Here is a 25,765-nt window from a genome sequence, read left to right as displayed (position 1 = left end):
TTGATAATGAGATACGAGTATCTTGATGTAACTTGGATTGGAATGCTTTTATTAGGGTTTATCTCCAAGTTCCTCAAAAAAGTTTAAACACGTTTATTGATAATCTTATAAGGTAACAATTCTGCTTGTACCTTAATTTTTTATATAAAATTGAAACTACTTTTGTAATTCTTTCAAAATAAAGAAGATACAGGAATTACAAGAAGATTAGGTAATGGTTTAGTAATAGTTCTTATTTCATTTGATTATACCTATTTTCTCAATAACTTCTAGGTGCAAAGGTACAACATCTTGACAATATAACCAAAAAAATTACCTTTGCAACGCACGTTTGTGTGGGGCTGGTAATATGTCAATGTACTACCTATCTATGTAGTAGAATTACTACAAAAAATAAAAAACCTGCCTAAGCCTTTGTGAGAGTAAAAAAACTTTTGTAGTTTTGCCCTATATTTAAAATCGTTTAAGATTTACTAAAAGTTGTTTTGAAGTTCAACTAAGGGAAGTTAAAAAAATATTGAAACTTAGCTATAATACTATTTAATCAGTGAATGTGCTTGATTGTGTAGTTTTAGAATCTTCAATAGTATTTTTACAACTACAGCTTTTCTATATTTATGCCCAAAAAAATATTATTATCTTTCTTTATAACCTGCAGAATTTTCTTTTCCCTCAACAACGTGTATGAGTAGCATCTAACTGAATACAAGTGATATAATGCTTTAATGTATTGAGTCTTATTTGTAGAAGGTTACTATTTTAGTCCATCAAAGGAATAATGTACATTTTGATATGAAATCTTTTTTAAAATAGTCCTTAATTGGAAGTTCTCTTTATCGTATTTTATATTTTCAATAAATTGAATATCAATTAAATATATTAAAATTAAATTATAATTTGTTTTATCTACTCTTTTTCCTACACTTAAGGAGAGAATAATCCATTTATTTATCGTATATTTGCCCGAAATTCCTAATTTTTAGTGTCTTTCTCAAATCTAAAATCACTATTTTTTGGGAAATTTTACTTATAAACAACTATCAAAAAGGGGAAATCTCCTTATATTAGTCTCTACAAAATAGGAATTATGGAGCTTATTGATAATATACACAAAACTTTTGCGGAGGATTTACGTTCTACGCTTACCACGAATAGTCGTATGTCTATTGCGGCTTCTTGTTTTTCTATTTATGCCTATCAAGAACTCCGAAAAGAACTTGAGAATATTGAAGAGTTACGTTTTATTTTTACATCTCCAACCTTCATTACTGATAAGACAAACAAAGAACAGAGAGAGTTTTATATTCCACGTCTAAATAGAGAGCGAAGCCTTACGGGAAGTGAATTTGAGATCCTCCTTCGCAATGAATTAACTCAGAAGGCAATTGCTCGTGAGTGTGCTGAATGGATTCGCAAGAAAGTCCAATTTAAGTCAAATTGTACAAGAGAGAATATGATGGGTTTTGGTGTAGTGGATAACTGCTCTTATATGCCGCTAACTGGATTCACTACTGTAGAACTTGGAGTAGAACGAGGTGACAACGCCTATACAATGATACAAAAAGCGGAATCTCCCTTTAGCGAACACTATACACAATTATTTGAACAACTCTGGAACGATAAGAATCGGTTGCAAGATGTAACCAACGAAGTCATAGAAAGCATTTCGAGTGTATACAAAGAAAATCCCCCCGAACTGCTCTATTTTATCACCCTCTTCAATATCTTCCGTGAATTTTTAGATGATATTTCAGAAGACGTACTGCCCAATGAGGCCACGGGGTTCAAAGAAACCGCTGTATGGAAAAAGCTCTACAAGTTTCAGCAAGATGCCTCTCTTGGAATTATCAATAAATTAGAGAAATACAATGGCTGTATCTTGGCCGATAGTGTGGGATTGGGTAAGACCTTTACAGCTATTAGTGTCATTAAGTATTATGAATTGCGTAACAAGTCTGTCCTAGTTCTTTGTCCTAAAAAACTCTATGATAACTGGATTACCTACCGCAGTAATTACAAGAATAATCCTTTGGCTGCCGATCGTTTACGTTATGATGTGCTATACCATACAGATTTGGGTAGAAGTCAAGGCTTGAGCAATGGTATAGACCTTGAAAAAATAAACTGGGGAAATTATGATCTTGTCGTAATTGATGAGAGTCACAATTTTAGAAATGGAGGAAAAATATCAACGGACGAAGATGATCTCAATCCTCGAAAAAACCGCTATCTTCGCCTTCTTGATGATGTGATTCGTGATGGGGTTAAAACTAAAGTCTTGATGCTTTCTGCAACGCCAGTAAATAACCGATTTAATGATCTCAAGAATCAATTACAGTTGGCCTATGAAGGCGATGTGGAATCATTCGATAAACTCCTAAACACAGAAAACTCTATTGATGATATCTTTCGTCAAGGACAATTGGAGTACAATCGTTGGTGCAAACTCCCCGAAGCAGAACGCACCACAGAGGCTTTGCTTGAATCACTTAGCTTTGATTTCTTTGAGGTACTAGATAGCGTGACCATTGCTCGCTCTCGCAGACACATTGAGCAATACTATGATATGACAGAGATAGGCTCCTTCCCCGAGCGTCTCCCTGTACAATCGCGTCGTCCTCAACTCACATTGGGTCAAGACCTTATCGACTATAACCAAATCTATTCTCATCTGTCAGATTTGAATCTAGCGATTTATACACCTTCGGACTTTATACTCAAAAGCCGAATGGACAAATACATTACGATAGATGACGAAGGCAATGTCAGTGGTTTAACACGTTCGGGACGAGAATTAGGTATCCGCCGTCTTATGTGTATCAATATGCTCAAACGATTGGAGAGTTCTATTCATTCTTTTCGTCTCACCTTAGAGCGCCTCGTAGCACTACTTGCTTCCACTTTAGAGAAGATTGAGCAAGTAGAAGGTGGCGAGGCTATTTCTGTAGGAGAACATAATTTTGATGAGTACTTTGATATTGACGATCTCAACGATGAATTACTCATTGGTGGAGGAAAAACCTCTATTGACCTGCGCGACATGGACTATCTTGGCTGGAAGAACTACCTCTTAGCCGATTTACGTCTTCTCCTATTTTTGCTCGAAAAAACCGAAAGTATCACACCTGAGCAAGATGCCAAACTCCAGCACCTGCTATCGGATATCGAGCAGAAAATAGCACAACCCATCAATGCTGGCAATAAGAAAATTATTGTCTTCACAGCTTTCTCCGATACAGCAGAATATCTATATGATGCTTTAGCAAAGACTATTCAAGAGCGGCATAGCTTACACAGTGTTTTGATTACGGGAGGTATCGATGCTCGTAGCACGCTGAAGTTACCACAGCGCCACAAGATGACTTTCAACACAGCCCTCACACTGTTTTCGCCTCGTTCTAAGGATAAGGAAACTCTTTTGCCTGATGTTGCCGGTGAGATCGACTTGCTTATTGCCACCGACTGTATCTCTGAGGGGCAAAACTTGCAAGATTGTGACTATCTAATCAACTATGATATCCATTGGAATCCCGTACGAATTATTCAGCGTTTTGGACGTATAGACCGTATAGGTTCACACAATGCTTGTATCCAGATGGTCAATTACTGGCCTGACATACAGTTGGATGAATACATCAACCTCAAAGCAAGAGTTGAAAACCGAATGAAGGTATCGGTAATGACCTCAACAGGCGATGATAACCTGCTCTCCAACGAAGAGAAAGGAGACTTGGAATATCGCCGTAAACAGCTTGAGCGCCTACAAACGGAGGTTGTAGACCTTGAAGAAATGAGCACAGGTATCTCTATTCTTGACCTTGGTCTGAACGAATTCCGTCTTGACTTGCTGGACTATGTTAAGAAACATGGTAGTTTAGAGCAAACGCGTTTTGGCTTACATGCGGTTGTTCGTAGTACAGATTCTTTACCGCCTGGGGTAGTCTACATACTCAAGAATAGAAACTCAGGGGTAAACATTGACCGCAAAAATCAATTACACCCCTTTTACATGGTCTATATCTCTATGGATGGAGAAGTCGTGGTCAATCATCTACAGCCTAAAAAGATGTTAGATCGTCTCAGACAATCTTGTCGTGGTCAATCTTCTCCTTATACAGATTTGTGTAAAGCTTTTAATCGAGAGACCGCCGATGGGCGCCGTATGGATACCTACTCACGATTGTTGGGGGAATCTATCCAAAGTATCATTACTGTCAAAGAGCAGAGTGATGTGCTGAGCTTTCTAGAAGGGGCATCAGGAGACTTGTTTAGCAAAGAGATTAAAGGATTGGACGACTTCGAACTCATTTGTTTTTTCGTTGTAAGATAAATAGATTAGGTGCTATATATGAAAAATAGATGGACTATTGCAGGACTAAAGAATTCTAGAGAATCTGAAGATAAAGTGGAATTCAAAAAAGCTGAATATGGGAATGTATCCTATAACGGTGGTGATAAAACTAAAACTTCTGAAAAAAGAAGATGTATTCTTGGTTATGTCGTTGCTTTTTGTAACGAAGGTGGAGGTACACTTGTACTTGGTATGGAGGACAAATATCCTCATAAAGTAGTGGGTACGAATCAAAGTATATATGCTATAGGAGAATTAGAAAGTAAAATCTATAAAGATATAGGAATTCGACCAGATGTTTATGAGTTATATGAGGATGAAGTAGAGAAGAAAGGACGTGTTTTAGTCATAGATGTTCCTGCCCGACCTATAGGTAAAGTGTTTAAGTTCGAAGATGTCGCTCTGATGAGGGTTGGTGAAGAACTACGCCCTATGTCTGACGAGATGCTTCGAAGTATTTGGTTGGAACAAGAGTCTGATTTTTCTGCTGAGATCTGCAAAGAAGCAACTCTAGAAGATCTATCAGAGGAGGCTATAGATATACTAAAGAGGAAATATGCTACAAAACAGAAAAATACCTCCTTTATTTCTCTACCTAATGAACAAGTGTTAAGTGATCTACATCTAGTGCTTAATGGTAAGATAAGTTATGCAGCCTTAATATTATGTGGTAAAGAAGAATCTTTAGAACGTTTTCTTCCTCAAAGTCGCATTGTGCTGGAGTATAGAAAAACAGAAAGCCTTATTCCTTATAATAATCGAATAGAGTATCTGAAACCTTTCTATATAATGATAGATCAGCTTTGGCATGATGTTAACCTCAGAAATGATAAAATTGATGTCAATGAGGGCTCATATATCTTTAATATCCCATTTTTTAATGAAGAAGTGATCCGTGAGGCAATCAATAACGCTGTAGCTCATCGTGATTATAGACGTACAAGTGAGACATTTATATTACAATACCAAGACAAGCTGGTTGTAAAGAATATGGGTGGCTTACCCTTGGGAGTAACTCAAGAAAACTTACTACGAGTACAAAGCACTCCACGAAATAGACTCTTGGCAGATGTCCTATCTAAAACGGGAGTTGTAGAGAGATCAGGACAAGGCGTTGATAAAATATTCAGAAATATGCTTTCAGAGGGTAAGGAAAAACCTGATTATTCTCATAGCGATGAATTTAGGGTTGAACTACATCTATCATCTGTTGTCAAAGATGTGGCTTTTGCTCAGTTCATTGAGTCTGAACAAAGAGAGTTGCCTGAAGAAGAACAACTATCTGTTTTTGAAATCTTGGCTTTGAATCAGATCAAAGAAAATAAACATGCTAATATAGAGCCCTTGTTGATAGAGTCTTTACTAAAAAGAGGAATGATAGAGAAAAGAGGGAAAACCAATGGCATATATTATGTATTATCCAAGAGCTATTACGAGTTTGCTGGTAAAGAAGGAGAATACACTCGACAAACAAACTGGACAGTAGATCAAGCATGGCCTGTAATACTTTCACACTTTGCTACCTTTAATCAAGCTAAAATGAAAGATTTTGAAACGATACTTCAGAATCATATGACCAGACGTCAGGTAAAGGCTATGATTGAGCAATTAGTAAAGACTAATGATTTACTAAGACTTGGGAAAGGCTCTGGAACTTACTATGTAATTAGCCCTCAGTATTTTGAGAAACAGAAAATAGTGATAGAGGCAGTTGGTATAGGTCTCAAGGCAATGCAACAACAAAAACAAAATGTCCAAGATTTGTCCAAAAAGGAAAGCAAAAATGAGTAATTTTGCAAGTAAGAATACTTACAAGTTGTTAATATACAATAAGTTATAAATGTCCAAAACTTGTCCAAAAAACCTATGTACGCACTACCCAACAGCACATTGCTAAGCAAGCAGATTCCAAAGAAGGCTATCTTTGAGAAATTCGCTTTGCCTACAGCTCAGCGACAGCGTATAGATGCGGATATAGCCCGTATAGACATCATTGCACGCTTAGCACAGGATACGCTTCCTGCCGTAGCTGCTGGAAAAGAAGTGAAAGATATCTATGTACTCTCCGTCAGTCTTAAGACAAAGGACTATCATCCGGATAGCATAAAGCTGTTAGTACGGCTTATTCCCCAGTGTATGCTTTTTGTGTTATGTTACCAGCAGCAGGCTCAACTTGCTATCATTCACGAAGGACTACATACCAGTGGCTGGAATGTAAAGGACGAACTTCGTATCCCCCTCAGCGGACTTAATTTTGATGCGCTATGGGAACATTTGGTCGTTACTATTGGCGACATTTCTCTCAATACAGAGCAAACATTAGACGAGCGGATTCAAAACAAACAAGAAAAAGAACAGATACTCAAGGAAATTGAACAGCTGGAGCGAAGAATAGATAAGGAAAAGTCATTAGGCAAGCAGATGCAGCTACGTAGCCAGATTAATCAAAGAAAAAAGTACTTAGAAACGAAAGAATAAAGGAATAAAACAATATGGAAATAAAGAAACAAACCCTGACCTCAGCATCACATAGCGAGTTTACGCTTGAGGCACTAAAACAAATAGCTCCCTCAGCATTCACTGAGGTACGTGGGGCAGATGGCGAGCTGACACAGAAGGTAAATTTTGATGTGCTCCGTGAGCTACTGGGCGATGCCATTGCTGATGCTGATGAGGAGAGCTTTGGCTTTCAATGGGTGGGCAAGCAGGCGGCAAAGCGAGCAGCGGCTGAGCCTACACGCCAGACGTTGCGCCCCTTTGTGGAGGACAGTGTGGACTGGGACACGACGGAGAACCTGTACATAGAGGGAGATAACCTTGAGGTGCTAAAGCTCCTCCAGCGTGCTTACTTGGGTAAGGTGAAGATGATTTATATAGATCCGCCCTACAACACAGGGAACGACTTTGTTTACCAAGACGACTTCGCTATGAGTGGGGAAGAAATGGATGAGGCTATGGGCAATCTTGATGAGGAAGGCAACCGCCTACGCCGAAACCTCGATTCCAACCCTCGTTACCACTCTGATTGGTGCTCTATGATGTATAGCCGTCTGCTGGTAGGACGCACCCTGCTCGCTAATGATGGCGTTATCTTTATTTCTATTGATGATAATGAGGTGCACCATCTGAGAAAGATATGCGATGAGGTGTTTGGATCGGGGAACTTTATAGGGCAAATAACTTGGCTTAAAAAGAGGAAGGGAAGTTTTCTTTCTAAAGGAATAATTAGCTTAACTGAATACCTTTTAGTTTATAGTAAAGATAAGGTTGCTAATAAAGGACTATTTGGTGGAGTTCCAGATTCTAATGAATCTCAACCAATTATAAAAAGAACGAACAAAATAGGAGAATTACATTTCCCTGCAAATGTAGTAAAAACTAAACTTAAAGATGGTCTCTATAATGCAGGTACATATGGCAATGATATCAACCCGGTAACTCTTCTGAATGATATAAATGTATTAAATGGGCAAATTGTTAACGAGTTTAGGTTACTAGCCCCCTTTATTTGGTCTCAGTCAATGCTTGACAAACAGATTTCTCAAGGAAGTACTTTTGTTATAAACACCATTAATATGCAAGTTAGGGCTTATCGAGTATATGAAGAAGATTGTTTTAAAGGACTAGGAAGTGTTATAAATGGAGTTGAAATTAAAGGGACTAATGAAGACGCCTACGAAGAACTTGAAAGGTTGTTACAATGGAAAAGGATATTTGACTATTCTAAGCCGACCAATTATATTAAGGCTATAGTTAATGCGTCTACCTTCTTTGACAAAGACTCCCTCATCCTCGACTTCTTTTCTGGCTCAGCCACAACCGCCCACGCTGTTATGCAATTGAATGCTGAAGATGGTGGTAAGCGTAAGTACATTATGGTGCAGTTGCCCGAGGCAACTCCAGAGGGAAGCGAAGCACGCAAGGCGGGTTACAACACCATTTGCGAGATAGGCAAGGAACGTATCCGCAGGGCTGGTAAGAAGATTAAGGAGACTGCAGGGAATGAAAGCAAAGACTTGGATACGGGCTTTCGCGTATTACGTGTAGACTCGTCGAATATGGAAGATGCATATTTCGAGCCTGCTGGATTAAAGCAAGAAAACCTCTTCACTCAAGTAGATAGTGTGAAGTACGATCGCACAGAACTGGACTTGCTCTTCGGTTGTATGGTCGATTGGGGCGTGGAACTTAGCTATCCGCTTCGCAAGGAGGAAGTAGCAGGGAAGCATCTGCACATCGTGAACGAAGGAGCTCTTGTAGCTTGCTTTGATAGGGAAATAAACCTCGAAGCTATCCGCCATATTGCCGAAATGAAGCCACTGCGCGTCATCTTTCGAGAGTCTTGTTTTGCTACCGATGCCGATAAGCTCAACATCTACGAACAGTTCAAGCAACTTTGCGGTTGGAGCGACGACGAAGCTTACAAACGTATTCATGTCATCTAAATAACAATAAGCAATGAGATTACAATACAAACATCAAGGCTTCCAGCAAGACGCAGCACGAGCTGTTGTAGAGGTTTTTCGTGGGCAGCCACTGCAAGATGCTTTTGCTTATCGTATGGACGTGGGTAAGGGCGTACTGGATTTGGAAATACAAGGTTTTCGCAACCACGACCTTGTACTCAGCGATGATCTGCTAACCCAAAATATCCGTCAAGTACAAATAAGTCAAGACTTACAACCCATCGACCGAGTGCTTCGTGATGCTAACAACACACTAGCACTCAGCATAGAGATGGAGACAGGTACGGGTAAAACCTATACCTACATCAAGACAATGTACGAACTATATAAGCACTATGGATGGACAAAATTTATCATAGTTGTACCCAGTGTAGCTATTCGTGAAGGGGTGATCAAGAGTCTTGAGACAATGGGCGATCATTTTGCGGAAGAGTATGGCGAGCGTATGCAGCACTTTGTCTATGACAGTGCACGGCTCACCGCGATTGATCAGTTTGCTTCCGATTCAAAGATACATGTGATGGTCATCAATACCCAAGCCTTCAATGCTACAGGGTCAGATGCCCGACGCATTACAATGAAGTTAGAAGATTTTGCTTGGCGCAAGCCGATCGATGTAATTGGCCAGACACGCCCTATTCTTATCATCGACGAACCGCAAAGCGTACTTGGAGCGGATAAGAAGAACAAAACACGTCAAGGACTCCAGCAGTTCAACCCTCTGTTTTCGCTTCTTTATAGTGCTACACACCGCAAGGACGATATCTACAACCAAATATATCGTCTTGATGCTATTGATGCTTTCAATAAACGCCTTGTCAAAAAAATTGAGGTGATGGGGGTAGAGCAAGTGGGAACAACAGCTACCAATGGCTATCTTTATCTTGATAGTATCGTACTTTCTAAGAAGAAAGGTGAAGCACCTCGCGCTCGTATTAGCTTTGATGCTACAACCAAGGTAGGCTTACGTACCGCCACACGTTTAGTGGATGAAGGGTTTGATCTTTATGCAGAGAGTGGAGACCTTGAGGCTTACCGAAATGGCTATATCATAGAACGAATTGATGGGGCAAAAGGCTGCATTCGCCTAAGTAGCGGACAAGAAGTCTATGAAGGGCAGGCAATAGGAGCCATTACCGAGGATATACTTCGTCGTATACAAATTCGAACTACAATACAAAAACATTTTGAACGTGAGCAACAGCTCTATAAGCAGGGAATCAAAGTATTGAGCCTATTCTTCATCGATGCAGTAGAAAAATACCGTATCTATGAAGCAGGAGGCGAGACACGCAAGGGACGTTGGGCAGAAATTTTTGAGGAAGAGTACAGTTCTGTTTACAATGAAATGATACAAGACCTCTTTATGGACGAGGATTATAAACAATATCTTAATAAAATTGCTGCAACAGACACCCACGCTGGCTATTTCTCTCAAGATAGAAAAGGAAAGATGATTGACTCGACCGTGAAGCGTGGAGAAACAGCATCGGGCGATACGGATGCCTATCAGCTAATTATGCGAGATAAAGAGCGTTTGCTCTCGTTTGCCGAACCTACACGCTTTATCTTCTCCCACTCCGCTCTAAAGGAAGGTTGGGACAATCCCAATGTATTCCAAATCTGTGCACTCAAGCAGAGTGATAGCGAGGTAAAGAAACGTCAAGAGGTCGGGCGTGGCATGCGCCTATGTGTTAATCAGCAGGGAGAGCGTCAAGATAGCGACCTATTGGGAGAGGGTGTATATGACACAAATATACTCACAGTTGTAGCCAGTGAGAGTTATAAAGATTTCTCTGAGGCGTTGCAAAAGGAACTTGCTGAGAGTATTACCTCTCGTGCGGTGTTGGTTACAGCAGCATTATTTACCGGTAAAACTATTGTCAAAGCCAATGGAGAAAAGCAGAAAATTAGTGAATCTCAGGCTGCTACTATTATGGAAGAACTTATCTCGGCAGGCTATGTTAAAAAACAGAAGCTAACGGAGAAGTACTTCGAGGATAAAAAGGCTGGTACAATACAACTTGACGAATGGCAAGGAGAACAAGATGCCATCATCAAGGAATTGGATAAGGTATTTAGTCCAGAAGTATTCAAAGTGGATAATGGGCGAGGAAAAGAAACAGCTAAGTTTCAGGCTGAGCGATTTGCCAAGAAGGAGTTTCAAGACTTATGGAAACGCATCAATAGCAAGACCTACTATGAGGTAGACTTTGAGACAGAAGGATTAATTCTAAAAGCCATTACCGGTCTAAATGAGTCGCTTCATGTTACAGAGATACATATTGCCATCACAGCTGGCACACTGGCAAATATTAACTCAAAGGAGGAACTTGAAGAGGGGCGTGCTATGCAAGTAGGCACAACACAAAATGTAAAGGTAAACGAAGCGGTGGCAAGCGGAGTGCGCTACGACCTTGTTGGGGAGTTGGTGCAGCGTACAGGATTGAAACGCAGTACGATAGCCGCTATACTTACAGGCATCAAGTCCGAGACTTTTGGAATGTATCGCAAGAACCCCGAGGAGTTCATCATTCGTGCCAGCAATATCATCAATGAGCAGAAAGCCATTGCGGTGATAGAACATATCACTTACCATAAGATGAATCAGGAATACGATGTAAGTATATTCTCAGAGCAAGAACTCCGTGGACGTATCGGCATCGATGCCATACAGAGTGAAAAATCGCTTTACGACCTCGTTATCGTGGATAGTCAAGGTGTAGAAAAACATTTTGCTGAGCAGTTAGAGCAGCAGGATGCAGTCGAGGTTTATACCAAGCTACCACGTGGCTTCTACATCAATACGCCTGTAGGCAAGTATAATCCCGACTGGGCAATTGTGTTCCGAGAAGGAGAAGTGAAGCATATCTACTTCGTAGCAGAGACTAAGGGCTCAGAAGATATCACCCAGCTCCGAGCTGTCGAGCATGCTAAAATAGAGTGTGCTAGTCGTCACTTTGCCTCTATCTCTGATAGCAAACTTAAGTTTGGAGTAGTCAAAAACTATGAGACATTGTATAACAAGGTAATGCAGGATTAGAATATGATTTAAAAAGCCCTTAAGAAATTTATACGGAAGCGATTAATACAGGGGAAAAGTAACCTATTATGATTTAGGAACAGCTTAAAAATCACTTTTAATACTTGAATTTAAGAAAAATGGTTATTTCAAAAATTGAAATCAATAATATAAAAGGAATTGGGAATTTGACTATAAATCAAAATATACACCCAAATCGTCCTAATATTCTTGTTGCTCCTAATGGTTTTGGTAAAAGTTCTTTAGCTGTAGCCTTTAAAACTCTAGTGGCAAATAAAATAGAATTAAAACCAGAAGTAGAGCCAATTCCTAAGAATGGTGATCCTTCAGTAGTTTTGTCTTTAAGTACAGGGCAAACTATTTTTGCAGACAAGGATAGCAATACAATCCGAGATTTTTTTTCAATTCATGTTGTTACTAATCCGCTGTTACCTACCGCTAAAGCCCAGAGATTCGGAAAAGTTGTAACAGCTAGGGCTTCTATGAACATTGAGCCAACCATAGTAATAAAGACTATACCGAAAGATGTGTACTTTGATTATAAGTTGGCTAATATGAAAAGAGCATTTGGAGCTAGTAATAAGATTCTTATGGATATATCAATGTTATATTCTAATTATACTTTTTTGAACAAAGTAGAGAAAATGGTTAATACACATATATTTGAGCTTAAACCATATGAAAAATCTATATCCAGTATATTAGCAGTTATTAATAATTCACATACAAAAACTGCAATAGAAATCAAGAATTATATTGTAGCAAACTCTATGTTTGCAGGGTTATGTCCTGAATTCCATGCTATATCTGCATTTATTAAGGAGGAATTGGCACTTGATGATGTTGATGCTTACCTTTCTGCATGGCAGTTTATTACCGTTAAATTAGCGATGGGTACTAATTATAAAAAAGCCCTACGATACGCCGAGTATATTGCTAAAAAGAGAAACTTGGATAACACCCTAAAAGAGATTAATCCATTTTCAGATAGATTTAAAATCGTCTCTAAAGAAAAGAATCGTTCTCTGATAGTTGAATGGCCAGAAGCTCATATGATTTCTAGTGGTCAGAGGGATATTATGGTATTTATTGCAAAGCTAATAGAGTGCGAATATCAGGTAGAACGTAACTGCATATTAGTCATTGATGAATTCTTTGATTACCTTGATGATGCTAATGTGGTAGCCTTTCAATATTATATATCAACATTAATTGATTCTTTCAAAAAATCTAAAAGAATAATTTTCCCTATATTACTGACTCATTTGGATCCAAATTATTTGAAACATTTTTGCTTTAATGATTCACGCCTAAATGTTGTTTATCTAAAACAGGTTAATGCTCGAGTTAGCGATAAGATGGCGAAGTTGGTTGAGAAGCGAGAAGAAACAAGTGTTAAAGATATCCTAGATATCCATTACTTTCACTTTTCAGACAATAGCAATGATGTAGATTTCTCTGAAGAGTTTGAAAGCTTGGGCCTTAATAAAGACTGGGGGGTTCCAGAGGCCTTTGTGAAAAAGATTAATCGAGAACTTAGAACGTATTTGTTGCAACCTGAAGACAAGTATGATCCCTTAGCTGTTTGCTTTGCTATTCGAAGAAGAGTAGAAGAACTCGTATATTTCAAATTGCAAGAAGAACATAGAATCCTATTTTTATCCACACACGGTACGAATGAAAAGCTGCATGAAGCTCAAAAACATGGTATATCTATACCGGAAACTTATTTTCTATTGGGAATTGTTTACAATCATCCTCTACATATTGCTGGTAATGAAGATTTATCTAAACCACTAAGTATGAAATTAGATAATCCTTCTATAAAGAATATGATCAGAAAACTCTGGGAATAGGAACCACACAATCTCTCTTTTGATTCAGAAAGCAGCATTTGTATCACAAATATTTGTATAAGTGAGAAAATTCTAGTACCTTTAAAACCATAAATAAAGGAATACATAACAAACAATAAATATTGTGGTAGGCAGAGCTTAGATACTTCTAAATTTTGGGTGTAATGGACAAAATTAACGCTGAAAAGTTGGATAATCCATTATTTTATCTACCTTTGCAAAAATTTGAAAAAATGAATAATCCATTTATTTATTGTATCTTTGCACAAAATTCTGGATTCTAGTTTTCTTTTCTTCAAACACAAACTAATCTTTAGATTTTTTTACTTTTCAGATAAAGTCTATATCAAACACTGATAAAGAAGAAATTCAAAAATTAGGGCTTATAAACATCGTTGTTTATATTGCTGGATTTTAAATATAAAGGAAAGACTATAGCAGCTGTTGCAGTAGGATTGGATAGATATATTTGAAGGAGAAGAAATATATTATATACTGCTAATGGAACTCCACAAATCTGTTTTTCTGTAGCTGATATTCCAAGTGATATATTCTCGTCCTACTAAAAAGGACTGGAGAATATCTAAACCTAATGAAAAAGAAGAATTTATTTGTAGCTCTGATTTTAGAGATAAAAAAGTTCTTCCATACAGGAGAAGAAAAATAGTTACAAAACAACCAAATTTGCTGATGGAAAAATAGAAATTATTTTATAGACACCTCAATTTATTTATTGAGGTGTCGAAATAATTTCATATATTTGCGCTCTGAAAATTAATGTGTTATGGAATTATTTAAAGGTCAAAGCCTCTTAGAGTTTACTGAACGCTTTAAAACAGACTTAGATTGCGAAGAATATCTAGCTTCTTTAAAGTGGGAAGATGGATATTGCTGTCGCAAATGTGGTCATAAAAAATACCAAGTCAGAAAAGATTTTTCACGTACTTGTAATATCTGTGGAGATACGGAAAGTCCTACTGCTGGAACACTATTTCATAGACTAAAATTTGGGTTACGTAAAGCATTTTTTATATGTTTTGAAATGACAACTACAACTAAAGGGTTATCAGCCTCACAAGTTGCTCGTCGTTATGAAATTAGTCGTCAGACTGCACATTATTTTATACAAAAAGTCCGAGAAGCTATGAAATCCAGTGAATCGCACAAAATGAATGATAGAGTGCAGGTTGATGAATTTACCATAGGAGGAAAAGAGGAAGGAAAACAAGGTAGAAGTTACGACACAAAAAAAAGAAAGTTCTTTGTGCAATAGAACTTACTGACCGAGGTAAAGTAAAGCGCTTTTACGCACTAAAAATACCTGATTTTTCCTCAAAATCATTACGAACAATATTTGACAAACACATTAGTAAAACAGCACAAGTTACTACTGACGAATGGAAAGGATATAAACCTATAAAAGACTTTGATATAACTCAAATTCCTAGTAATAATGGGAAGAATTTTCCTACATTACATAAGGTAATACATCAAGTAAAGTCTTGGATACGAGGTATATATTCTTGGGTATCAGAATTTAACATAGACCGATATTTAGCGGAATACAGTTTTAGAATTAATCGCTCACAGAGCAAAGAGACTATCTTTAACAAATTAATGAAAAGAATTGTTGAGCGTTCTCCCGTTTCCCAAAGTCAATTAGTATGTAACTAAATAGACACCTCAATATGTTTTTTCACAAGTAACATCGTTTTTGCCCCAAAGATTTTTTAATAGATTAGTTTCTAAATATGATGATAGAACTAAAAATTGGAAATTTTCTCACTGGAACCAGATGTTAGCCCTAATTCTTGGACAACTTATGGGCTACGCTAGCCTTAGAGAACTTGTTGGTACTATCAATGCTAATTCTAAGATGTCTTATCATTTAGGTCTTAGAAAAAATCTTATAGATTTAAAGACCTTTTCTATTGCAAATAAGGTTAGAGATGTAAAAATATTTGAGCAATATGCTTTCTATATGATAGATATAGCTCAAAAAAAGCTCTCTTTTAAAGACTTTTGCTTGCATGGAAAATTCTATGCTATAGATTCTACAACCATTGATCTATGTATGTCTGTCTTTGAATGGGCTAATTTTAGAAGCACTAAATCAGGAATAAAAATCCATATACAAATTGATTTAGCTACTAAGATACCTACATTCTATAGAATTACAAACGCTAATGTTCACGATACCAAGGGAATGGATTTTATAGAAATTGAGCCTTTGGCATGTTATGTGTTTGATCGTGGCTATTTTGATCTAAATAGGCTTTATAAAATAAATTTAACAAATGCTTTCTTTATTATTTGAGAGAAAGGCTTACCTGATTATGAAATTATCTCAGGAGAAGACCTTCTTGAAAATGATGATAACATCTTGTGTGATCAAACAATTAGGTTTACAGTAAATAGGAATAAGAATAATTACCCCTCTGAACTTAGGCGAATTGTTTATTATGCACTAGAACTTAAAAGAACTTTTGTTTATTATACAAACAATTTCTATCTAAAAGCTAATGAAATAGCTTTATTGTATAAGAATAGGTGGCAAGTTGAACTATTTTTTAAATGGATAAAGCAATATCTCAAGTTAAAAACCTTTTGGGGAACATCTGAAAACGCTGTTAGAATCCAGATTCATATAGCTATTATCACTTATTGTCTAATAAATATCATCAAAAACGACTTAAAACTTAAAGGAACTATAATTGACACAATGCGTATAATAGGAAATTCCTCATTTGTGAGTACCTCTATTATGGAGCTTTTTACACCTTGTAAGAAACAAGAAATTATCAAAAATATACAATTAGAATTTAATTTTTAACATTAACATTTTATTGATAAACACCAGTGATTTTGCTTAATGGTATATGATGAATACAATCTCATTAAAATTCTTGCAACATTCATTTATTACAAAGAAAATTTCAGTAATTTTGTAATTTGATATTATGAGGGAACCCTTTTAATCAATCTTTTTGATTTTAAATGCATAAAATTATCAAAACACCTCTTTCTTGCAAGAAAAAAGTTACTTTTCTTGTATCGAACTCACGTTAATTAATACTAAAAGGAAATATATAATTCAATTAATATGTGGACAGATAATATTACAGATAAAGACTTTTTAGGTTTCGATGTACATGCCAACTTGATAAAAGAACTCATAAAAGACGAAAAAATGTTACCTCTTACTATTGGTCTTTTTGGAGATTGGGGAAGCGGAAAATCAAGTATTTTAGAAATTATTAAAAAGGAAGTAGAAAAAGAACCTAATACAGTATGCCTCTACTTCAATGGATGGGTTTTTGAAGGATATGATGATGCAAAAGCTGCTTTGCTCGAGACAATATTGAAAGAATTTGAAGACAGTAAAAAGTTTGGTGAAGAAATAAAAGATGATATAAAAAAACTATCGAAATCTGTTAATTGGATGAGAGTTATTGGATTTGGAATAAAAAATATTGGATTACCCGCTGCCGCTGCTTATATGACGGGAGGTTTAAGCATTATTACTGAACTAGTAAACAGTTTAAAAGAAGCGGCAAAAAAACCAAAAGAATTAATAGAAAGAATACAAAAACATGATACGGAAAGTTTTCTGAAACAATTTGTAAAGGAACCTGAGAATACTGATATGTTCGATGTAGTACGCAAATTTCGAGATGATTTTGAGGAATTATTAAAAAAATCCAAAATTAAAAAACTTGTTATCATTATTGACGACCTCGACAGATGTCTTCCAGATCGAATAATTGATAATTTAGAAGCTATAAAATTATTTCTGAATGTAAAGAATACCGCATTTGTAATAGGAGCAGACCCAAGAATTGTTAGGCATGCGATTGAATACAGATATAAGGATAAGATTGTTGACACAAATGCCGAGAACACAAATGATAGGATTGTGAATGACTATCTTGAGAAATTGATTCAAATTCCTTACAGCCTACCTAAACTATCCGATTCCGAAGTAGAAACATATATTACATTACTTTTTTGTGAAAATGACTTGGTGTCAGCAGATGACTTTAATAAAGTGTTGGAAGCATTTAAGAAGTTCAGAGAGGAAGAAAGGTATTCTGTATTTGATTTTGCTAAGGTCAAAGATGCTGTAGGAGATGCAAGTAAAACAGAAAGATTGGAACAGAATGTTTCGCTAATTGCAAAGTTATCGCCTATTATTTCGGAAAGTTTATACGGAAACCCTCGGCAAATTAAGCGTTTCCTAAATACGTTTATGCTAAGAAAGAAATTAGCTACAGTTGCTCATATAAAAGATTTCAGAGATGATATATTAGCCAAACTAATGATTTTGGAATACGCAGAACCAAAACTTTTTGAAATATTATACAGTTGGCAAATATCCAATCAAGGTATTGCTACTCAATTAGAAAAACTAGAAGAAATTTGCTGTAAGAAAAGCGATGTACAATTAACTTTCACGGACGATTTAAAAGAATGGAACAAACCCAAAATTGTTAATTGGATGAGTAGTGAACCATTGCTTTCTAAAATTGACCTTCGGGACTATTATTGGATTTCAAGAGATAAATTGTCATCCATGCAAAGTAACCTATTAGTTCCGCCAGTGGTTAAATCATTGATGACAAAGTTAGAGCCAGATGGTATGGCAGAAAAATTAACTATTAAAATCCTTAATGAAGAACTAAAGGTTTTGAATGGAAATTATCAAAGTGCATTCTTCAGTCTGTTGAAACAACGAATAATTACAGAGCCTGATAAAAACAGGTATTATGAACTATTTAATATCGCATTAAGAGCGGGATTTGACTGTAAACCTGTTTATGTTGAAGCTCTTACAAGTGCAGGAAGGAAATTACCACCTGCGGTAATTGAATCTTTAAAGGAGTTTACAGGAACTCATTCAGAATTCAACCAATTTGTAAAAATTAAACAAAAAGGAAAAATATAATGGGAACATCGAAATCTTATGAAGGGGCTAAAGGTCATCCCAATTGGTCACAACTAAGCGGTAGTGTGACGAGAGCATGCGAAACAGGAACTATTTCCATTAATAGTTTAAGTAATGTTACTTCTAATTTTGCGAAGTTTTTAGGAGGCTCAAATTTTGGAGGGAGAGGAAAATCCAAAATCGGAGGTCGAGCGGGTATAAGAACAGCACAAAAATTAGGAGGCTTTTTAAGCGACGTAAAAACTAAAGGATTTAGGCCTGCTCTATCAGGTATTGGTTTTGATGTAACTGATAGCACTAAGCCAAATGAAGCTATAAATTATTTGTTGGAGTATTGTGCTGGCGTTGCATCCTCGTTAGATGAAACTGCTGCTAAAGCTGCCGAAAGACAATTGCTTGAAGAAATAGGTAGCGAAGCAAAAGATTTCGAAGAATTAGCGAAGAATTTTGAGGAAAAGATAGAAGAATATGGTATCGAGGAACTTTTGATAAAGTATTATGCTTATTATATTTATGAACATCTATCTATTGATTTTTACGAGAAACTCATTGAAGAAAAAGGAAAAGCAGCAACATCAAACTTTTATATTCAGCTAAAAAAATACCTTGTTGAAAAGGTGAAGAATATTGCTCGAAAACGAAATGTTAGTAAGATTAGTTGGGCTGATAAAGAAGGTGATGAGCTGGTAAAGAATATTTTTGAAGATACACTTAAAGCATTTGAGAATTATGAAAGTTAATATTACTATACCAAAAGCTCGAAAAGGCAAGTTTTCGGAAATAAAACTTGGATATAAAAATGAAGAGAATGAAGATATTCAGGTTCTATTGAATGTTGATTTTCAGAATCTATATGAATTTACGAGGAAGAAAAACGGAATCGGATTTGATGTTTTTTTAATAGGCTGTTTTGTTTATGGAATTGATATTCTTCTGCCAAGAAAGAGTTTTTCAGTCAATGGATGGTCTCGTGAAATTGAAGTTGAATTTCCTGTTGAATCACTAGATTTATTCAACGGAGGTAAGAATGAATTAGAACAACTTCTGTCTTTTTTAACAGGAGATTATTGGCAAATATCATTTATACAACGAGATGTAACGTCCCTATTTGTAAATACAAAAAAGGTTTATTCAAATGACTATCGTAAATCTCATAAGAGAATAAGTTTATTTTCTGGAGGACTTGATTCCTTAATTGGTGTAATAGATCAATTAGCAAAGTCCAAAGATAGGATGGTGCTTGTTTCTCATTATGATGCAACATTCAAGGGCGCCAAATCCGACCAAGATAAAATTCATAAAATCCTGTACAAGAAATACTCGCATTATCATTTACTGCAAACAAGAGTAGACTTAGAAGGATATGATATAAATGGGAATAAGATAAATACTGAAACAACATTGAGAAGTAGGTCATTCTTATTCCTTTGTCAAGCAGTTTTTGTAGCATCATCAATTGAAGATGGAATAGAAATTCTGATCCCAGAAAATGGAACTATTTCTTTAAATCATCCTCTAACACCCTCGAGAAGGAGTAGTTGCAGTACTAGAACAGCTCATCCGTATTATCTGATAAAAGTTATTGATTTCATTTCGAAGTTAGGATTAAATCACCTTATAAAAAACGAGTATGAAATGAAAACGAAAGGGGAAATGTTAGAAGAATGTATAGACAATGATATATTAAGAGCCACATATAAAAAATCTTGTTCTTGTGCTAAACGGGGAACACGTAAAGATATCCGCGATGTGATGACAGGAACGAATCATTGCGGCATATGCATGCCTTGTATATATAGAAGAGTTGCTTTGCATAGAATAGGGGTAGATGATGAAGTAGTGGGTACGAATCTTTTTAATCCCCAAAAGTATCCTTTGGAGAAACTACCTGATGTCCCTGCTTTTCTTGACTATATGAGAAATCCTCTCTCAATTGAGGATATTGAAAAGAATCTTTTGATAAATGGAACTTTACCATTAAATAAAGTAGAACAGTACGCAAGTGTAGTCTTTAGAACCCGAAGCCAAATTATAGATTGGATTCGGGATAAAGGAAGTGTTGAGATTAAAAATAAATTAGGTATTCAATGATAGATGTTCACTGCCATTTTGACATGGCAAAAAATCCCGAAAAATATATTTCGGAAAATGAGAAAAGGCAAATTATAACGATTGGAATGACAAATTTGCCAAGCCATTTTCAAATGGGTGTAAATCATGTAAGACAGTATAGGTATATTCGGCTTGCATTAGGCTTGCATCCATTGAGAGCAACAGAACATGAGAAAGAGTACTCGAAGTTCAAACAATATCTTGATATGACATCATATATAGGAGAAGTTGGATTAGATTTCTCAAGAGAAGGATTTGCAACAAAGGAAATTCAGATTAAAAGTTTTGAGTTTGTTTTAGATTGTGTAAAATCAAAAAATAAGATTTTAAGCTTACACTCCCGACGAGCAGAGAAAGAGACATTAGAAATGCTTATCAAGAATAGAATTAGAAATGCAATTTTCCACTGGTATTCTGGACCTATTAATATCATAGAAAGAATTGTAGAGTATGGTTATTTCTTCTCCATTAATTCTGCGATGTCTTCATCTGGAAATGGGAGAAAAATAATATCTAAGATTCCTAGGGAGCTAATACTGACAGAAACGGATTTTCCTTATACTAATGGAAATTTAATAGATACGTATTCTTATCTATCTGATATATGGGGAGAATCAAAGGATTTTGTAAAAAATACAATAAAGCAGAACTTTTTGCGAATCATTCAAAATATTAAATGATTGAAAAAATAGATTTCAATTAAGATATCAGGAGAGAGATTGTATCCAAGAAATAAATACTTTAACTTATTTTGAGGTATAATGGACAAAAAGGTTGCTATTTTTTAGATGTTTGTTTCTAATGGACAAAAAGGTTGCTGTTTTTTATCTTGAACATTTGGAGATAGATAAAAGAAGTATTACCTTTGCCTCATCTGTATAAACGGAAATAGGCTCTGCTGGGGAGCAACCTATCAGGGATAATACAGATGCTATACAAAATGTTAATATGAGGGTGCTTGTGATAAGGCACCCTCTTTTATTAATATTTTGGCAGCTCCTATGCCTTTAAAAACCCATCAATAAACTTCTTTTTTCTATCTAATGATAAACCATTATGATTTCTCAGTTTATTTTTTAAATCTGCAAAGTGTCCATCAATAGCATTAGTAGTATTAGGTATTTCTAATTCAAAGTGATCATACCAAGTAAAAAGCCAAGGTAAATTATTCTTCAAACTTCTATAAGCACTTCTCAACCTTTTATGAGTGTAAAAGGTCTTGTTTGTCAATGGATTAACACTTCTTTCATTAAGAAAGTCTTTCCATTTTTCATACCATAATCCTAAAGCTCCTTCAAAAGATTCTTTATCGGTATTAGTCAAAAAATCTACAATTTTCATCAGTTCTTGACCAGCTTGAAGTTTGGGTTTCATTGTCAAATACCTAACAACAATCTGTTTTTGATGAAACTGACACATTTGCACAGGAACACCTTCAAAAGATTGTAACAAGCCCTTTCTACCATCACAAACGATAGCTACTATTTCAAAACCTTTATTTTTAAGCTCTTGAACGCCACGTATATACAAGGAATTTGTCTCATTCTTTACATAATATTTTAGGAGATTTTCTTTTGTTATATTATCCTTAAAAAGCATAACTCCAAAAGCTCTTCCCCAGTAAGTTATCCATTAAAACAATTACTTTTCGGGCTGTTTTAGCCTCTATTTTGACTGAATAAGCATCCAGCTTCCTTTTAATTGTTTTTATTGAACAACTATACTTTTCAGCTAACTGAGCGTACGTTTGCTTACCTTGGACATACTCTTTCCAAAGTTGCTCTTGGTCTAAAATTAGTTGCCTTTTAACTACAAAAACTTTATTACAAGCATAGCATTTATAACGTTGAACTCCATTTTTCTTCCCATTTTTCTTGGTTATTTTACTACCGCAGTAAAAGCAATTTTTTTATTCATATTTTCAAATGCTTACAAAGGTAGATAAAATAAGGGTTTATGCAACTTTAAAGCAACCTTTTTGTCCATTACGCCTATTTTGAAAATAATAGACATTTCGAGAAATACAGTTAAAACTACATACAGTTTTTGGTAACATGAAAACTTAGAACTTTACAAACATCTTAAGGTAACACGAGTTTGATGTAAGCAGAATTATATTTCTTCTCCCACAGATTCCACAGATTTTCACGGAGAGAAAGATACAACAACTAAGTGTACCTCTGTAATTCCTAAGGATAAATAAGATTTTTGGTCTTATAAAAATCTGTGTAAATCGCAACAGTACAATTATACAAACATAGAAAATCTGTGAAATCCTTGAAAATCCGAGGAAACTTTCGTTATATCGAACTCACGTTAAAGTAAAAGGGGTTCAACGCTACAAATGTTATGCTTGTGCGAAGTAATTTCTATCTAAACGACAAGTAAATTTAGATGAAGAGCAACTTTGGGAAGAGTATGTCAGAGGCAAACAAACGTATACTCAATTAGCCTAAAAATATGAATGTTCCGCTAAAACAATCAAAAGGAAGTAAGATGATTATTCGGTTAAAATACAGGCTAAAACACCTCGTAAAGTTATTGTTTTAATAAATATAACTTACTGGGAAAGAAACTTTGGAGTTATGCTTTTTAAAGATACTATAACAAAGGAAAAACTTTTGAAGTACTATGTGAAAAATCAAACAAATGCTTTGTATAAACAAGGTATTCAAGAACTTAAAGATAAATGTTTTGAGATAATGGCTTTCGTTTGTGATGGTAGAAAGTGGTTTTTGCAATCTTTTGAAAACATTCCTGTACAAATGTGTCAATTTCTCCAAAAACAAATTGTTGTTAGGTATTTGACTAAGAAACCTAAACTTCAAGCAGGACAAGAACTGATGAAAGTTATAGACTTACTTACCAAAACAGACAAAGAATCTTTTGAAAGAGCTTTAGGATTATAGTATAATAAATGGAAAGATTTTCTTAATGGAAGAAATGCTAACTCTTTGATCAACAAGACATTCTACGTCTATAAAAAGCTTAGAAATGCTTATAGAAGTTTAAAAAACGACTTCCCTTAGTTCTTCTCTTGGTATGACAATAATAAGCTAAATATGCCTAATATAACTAATGTCATTGATGGACATTTTGCAGGCTTAAAAAAATAAAATTAGGAATCATAATGGACTGTCTTTGAGTAGAAAAAAGAAATTTATTGATGATTTTTTTTAAGGTATAGGGCTGCCAAAATATTAATAAAAAGAGGGAGTCTTGTTACAAGCGTCCTCATGTTAACATTTTGTATAACATCTGTATTATCCCTGATAGGTTACTCCCCAGCAGAGCCTATTTCCGTTTATACAGATTCAACAAAGATAAAACATATTCTTGGCATAGACAAATATTAATCTAAAAAATAGTATTAATTTTGTCCATTAGAAACAACCATCGATAAAATAGCATTAATTTTTTCCATTATATCTCAAAAAACATATTAAAAAAAGCAGGTTTTATCTTTGTGTTTCTACCTGTAAGGTATTTATGAATTGTTTTCTGTAAGGTCATATAAATTGAGTGTTAGTAAAAAACCACGACTTCGGAGTGCGTTTTAAGCCCCTGCAAGGGCAAGTTGTTTTGAGTGCCTAAACGCCTAATGCGTGCCTCAAAACACAACTTGCTCTGTTCGGGTGAACAGAAAATTCTCCCTAAAGGTCGAATTTTAATTAACCATAAGAAAAGGAGATAAATACTACAAGCTCATAAAGTGATTTAGGGCATATTAGCAATATATTTAATCACTTACTTACAAAGTTATTTACAATTCTATGTAAAGCTATATGTATATTTGTATATTACTTTGCATTCACGCATCAAAGCAAGCAAGTATGTACAAAGGTAAAAACGTAATTAGGTAGCTACATAGTTTGAAATTTTTATTCGACAATGGGAGGAAAAGCGGTATTCGTTTCAAAAAACAATCTGTAAGAAGCGGCATTTTTCTCATATTTGACATTTTTTTATTCGCTTAAAGGTCGGAATGAGCTGGTTTCGTTTCGAGTGCCATAAAAGGTCTGTGTTTAGCTTCTGCAAGGTTTTTCAAAAAAATACTACCCGCAGGACAACGGACAAGGGCTGGAGATTTTTTTGAAAACCCATCGGGCTTGACCTTGCAAGAAGCGTTAAGAACACAGAAATACCTTTGCACTCGAACAACGAACCGCCATTACGTGCCTTAAGTGTTTAAAATAGGGAAAATAGGTAAGTCTTAATAACACTCTTATCTTTGTGAGATAGCTTTTTGTAAGGCAACAAAAAAATCCATTGACACATCTCTTTTTGAGATGTTATCAATGGATTTTAATTCTAAGAAGAAATTTGTTAGTTATCCTATCTTTAAATTCTTTAATCGTTCGGCAGCAATTTCCATATCCTTGCTGATTTTCTCATTGGTGATTTTAGCATAAATCTGGGTAGTTTTGATATTCTTATGTCCCATCATCTTGCTAACACTTTCCAAGGGAACCCCTTCTGTTAAGAACAGAGTACCAAAGGTATGGCGTGCCCAGTGAAAGGAGATAGGTTTTTCACGAATGATGTTACAATCTTTCATCATCTTTTTAATCAGGAGGTTGCAATTAGCATTGGAGGGTGTAGGAAATAGTGCCTCTGTACGAGTCGTACCCTCATACTTTTCAATAATTTTCTCGGCTATATCTAACAGACGTACATTACAGGGCACATCGGATTTCTGACGACGTTTGATAAGCCATTTGTTGCCGTCAAAGAATGATTGTAAGTGACTTTTTTTGAGCTGCTTGATGTCAATATACGAAAAACCTGTAAAGCAACTAAAAACAAATAGGTCTCGTACTAATTCAACAGAGGCTTTTTTAGGGGTATATTGCAAAAGAGTTGTCATATCCTAAAATAGGTTTACACTAAAAAAAGGAAAAAATATGACAAAAGGGCGAGCAGAGATAGTTCGGTACAGTGATTGCTTTAAGAGAGCTGTCATAGAAGAAATAGAGAAAAAAGGCTTAAGTA

The 25,765-nt window shown here is 35.6% G+C and carries 12 protein-coding genes and 4 pseudogenes; 13 read left to right on the top strand and 3 right to left on the bottom strand.

The features are described from left to right. Nucleotides 1–1,087 precede the first annotated feature (1,087 nt). The 12 genes and pseudogenes from C8P65_RS11525 (at nt 1,088) to C8P65_RS11470 (ending at nt 21,453) form a co-directional block, all read left to right on the top strand. The gene (locus C8P65_RS11525) at nt 1,088–4,330 is read left to right on the top strand and encodes a helicase-related protein (RefSeq protein WP_107782919.1); all 3,243 of its coding nucleotides are present in this window, start codon (nt 1,088–1,090) and stop codon (nt 4,328–4,330) included. Nucleotides 4,331–4,348: 18 nt separating this feature from the next. Then, entirely contained in the window at nt 4,349–6,142 is a 1,794-nt protein-coding gene (locus C8P65_RS11520; protein WP_107782918.1) for an ATP-binding protein, read from the top strand. A gap of 75 nt (nt 6,143–6,217) precedes the next feature. Next, nucleotides 6,218–6,829 carry a DUF4391 domain-containing protein gene (locus tag C8P65_RS11515; protein WP_107782917.1) on the top strand — a complete coding sequence of 204 codons (612 nt, stop codon included), beginning with the start codon at nt 6,218–6,220 and terminating at the stop codon, nt 6,827–6,829. 14 nt (nt 6,830–6,843) lie between these two features. Then, complete coding sequence (locus C8P65_RS11510; protein ID WP_107782916.1) at nt 6,844–8,796, top strand: site-specific DNA-methyltransferase; 1,953 nt, start codon at nt 6,844–6,846, stop codon at nt 8,794–8,796. 13 nt (nt 8,797–8,809) lie between these two features. Continuing rightward, nucleotides 8,810–11,860 (top strand): type III restriction-modification system endonuclease, encoded by a 3,051-nt coding sequence (locus C8P65_RS11505; RefSeq protein WP_107782915.1) that lies wholly within the window; start codon nt 8,810–8,812, stop codon nt 11,858–11,860. Nucleotides 11,861–11,979: 119 nt separating this feature from the next. After that, nucleotides 11,980–13,716, top strand: coding sequence for an AAA family ATPase (locus C8P65_RS11500; RefSeq protein WP_107782914.1), 1,737 nt, complete (start codon nt 11,980–11,982; stop codon nt 13,714–13,716). A 784-nt stretch (nt 13,717–14,500) separates the two neighbouring features. Then, nucleotides 14,501–15,390: pseudogene (locus C8P65_RS11495) on the top strand (IS1595 family transposase). A gap of 25 nt (nt 15,391–15,415) precedes the next feature. After that, nucleotides 15,416–16,549: pseudogene (locus C8P65_RS12310) on the top strand (IS4 family transposase); the annotation flags it as partial. A gap of 270 nt (nt 16,550–16,819) precedes the next feature. Further along, entirely contained in the window at nt 16,820–18,661 is a 1,842-nt protein-coding gene (locus tag C8P65_RS11485; RefSeq protein WP_107782913.1) for a KAP family P-loop NTPase fold protein, read from the top strand. Then, on the top strand, nt 18,661–19,401 hold the full coding sequence (locus C8P65_RS11480; protein ID WP_107782912.1) for an NUDIX hydrolase: 741 nt from the start codon (nt 18,661–18,663) through the stop codon (nt 19,399–19,401). Before C8P65_RS11485 ends, C8P65_RS11480 begins: the two co-directional genes overlap by 1 nt. After that, nucleotides 19,391–20,752, top strand: a complete 1,362-nt coding sequence (qatC, locus tag C8P65_RS11475; protein WP_107782911.1) for a Qat anti-phage system QueC-like protein QatC — start codon at nt 19,391–19,393, stop codon at nt 20,750–20,752. Before C8P65_RS11480 ends, qatC begins: the two co-directional genes overlap by 11 nt. Then, on the top strand, nt 20,749–21,453 hold the full coding sequence (locus C8P65_RS11470; RefSeq protein ID WP_107782910.1) for a TatD family hydrolase: 705 nt from the start codon (nt 20,749–20,751) through the stop codon (nt 21,451–21,453). The genes qatC and C8P65_RS11470 overlap by 4 nt, the downstream gene beginning before the upstream one ends. 319 nt (nt 21,454–21,772) lie before the next feature. On the opposite strand, the gene C8P65_RS11465 is transcribed toward C8P65_RS11470, so the two are convergent. Both C8P65_RS11465 and C8P65_RS12455 read right to left on the bottom strand, forming a co-directional pair. Continuing rightward, nucleotides 21,773–22,402, bottom strand: coding sequence for an IS256 family transposase, variant Zn-binding type (locus C8P65_RS11465; RefSeq protein ID WP_425430565.1), 630 nt, complete (start codon nt 22,400–22,402; stop codon nt 21,773–21,775). Beyond that, a pseudogene (locus tag C8P65_RS12455) lies at nt 22,362–22,667 on the bottom strand (IS1/IS1595 family N-terminal zinc-binding domain-containing protein); the annotation flags it as partial. The pseudogene C8P65_RS12455 and the gene C8P65_RS11465, both read right to left, overlap by 41 nt. 619 nt (nt 22,668–23,286) lie before the next feature. Between C8P65_RS12455 and C8P65_RS12305 the strand changes: the two are divergent. After that, nucleotides 23,287–23,682 (top strand): IS256 family transposase, variant Zn-binding type, encoded by a 396-nt coding sequence (locus C8P65_RS12305; protein ID WP_425430564.1) that lies wholly within the window; start codon nt 23,287–23,289, stop codon nt 23,680–23,682. 1,421 nt (nt 23,683–25,103) lie between these two features. Here C8P65_RS12305 and C8P65_RS11450 read toward each other — a convergent pair. Continuing rightward, nucleotides 25,104–25,643 (bottom strand): annotated as a pseudogene (locus tag C8P65_RS11450) (site-specific integrase); the annotation flags it as partial. Nucleotides 25,644–25,765 lie beyond the last annotated feature (122 nt).

Source organism: Capnocytophaga leadbetteri (genome assembly GCF_003054025.1).
Lineage (GTDB): Bacteria > Bacteroidota > Bacteroidia > Flavobacteriales > Flavobacteriaceae > Capnocytophaga > Capnocytophaga leadbetteri.
Note: the sequence above shows the minus strand (reverse complement) of the source record. Positions and strands in the feature narration are given on the sequence as shown.

Coding starts and splice junctions, on each gene's coding strand:
- C8P65_RS11525 (WP_107782919.1), top strand. CDS start 1,088: ATGGAGCTTATTGATAATATACACAAAACTTTTGCGGAGGATTTACGT.
- C8P65_RS11520 (WP_107782918.1), top strand. CDS start 4,349: ATGAAAAATAGATGGACTATTGCAGGACTAAAGAATTCTAGAGAATCT.
- C8P65_RS11515 (WP_107782917.1), top strand. CDS start 6,218: ATGTACGCACTACCCAACAGCACATTGCTAAGCAAGCAGATTCCAAAG.
- C8P65_RS11510 (WP_107782916.1), top strand. CDS start 6,844: ATGGAAATAAAGAAACAAACCCTGACCTCAGCATCACATAGCGAGTTT.
- C8P65_RS11505 (WP_107782915.1), top strand. CDS start 8,810: ATGAGATTACAATACAAACATCAAGGCTTCCAGCAAGACGCAGCACGA.
- C8P65_RS11500 (WP_107782914.1), top strand. CDS start 11,980: ATGGTTATTTCAAAAATTGAAATCAATAATATAAAAGGAATTGGGAAT.
- C8P65_RS11485 (WP_107782913.1), top strand. CDS start 16,820: ATGTGGACAGATAATATTACAGATAAAGACTTTTTAGGTTTCGATGTA.
- C8P65_RS11480 (WP_107782912.1), top strand. CDS start 18,661: ATGGGAACATCGAAATCTTATGAAGGGGCTAAAGGTCATCCCAATTGG.
- qatC (WP_107782911.1), top strand. CDS start 19,391: ATGAAAGTTAATATTACTATACCAAAAGCTCGAAAAGGCAAGTTTTCG.
- C8P65_RS11470 (WP_107782910.1), top strand. CDS start 20,749: ATGATAGATGTTCACTGCCATTTTGACATGGCAAAAAATCCCGAAAAA.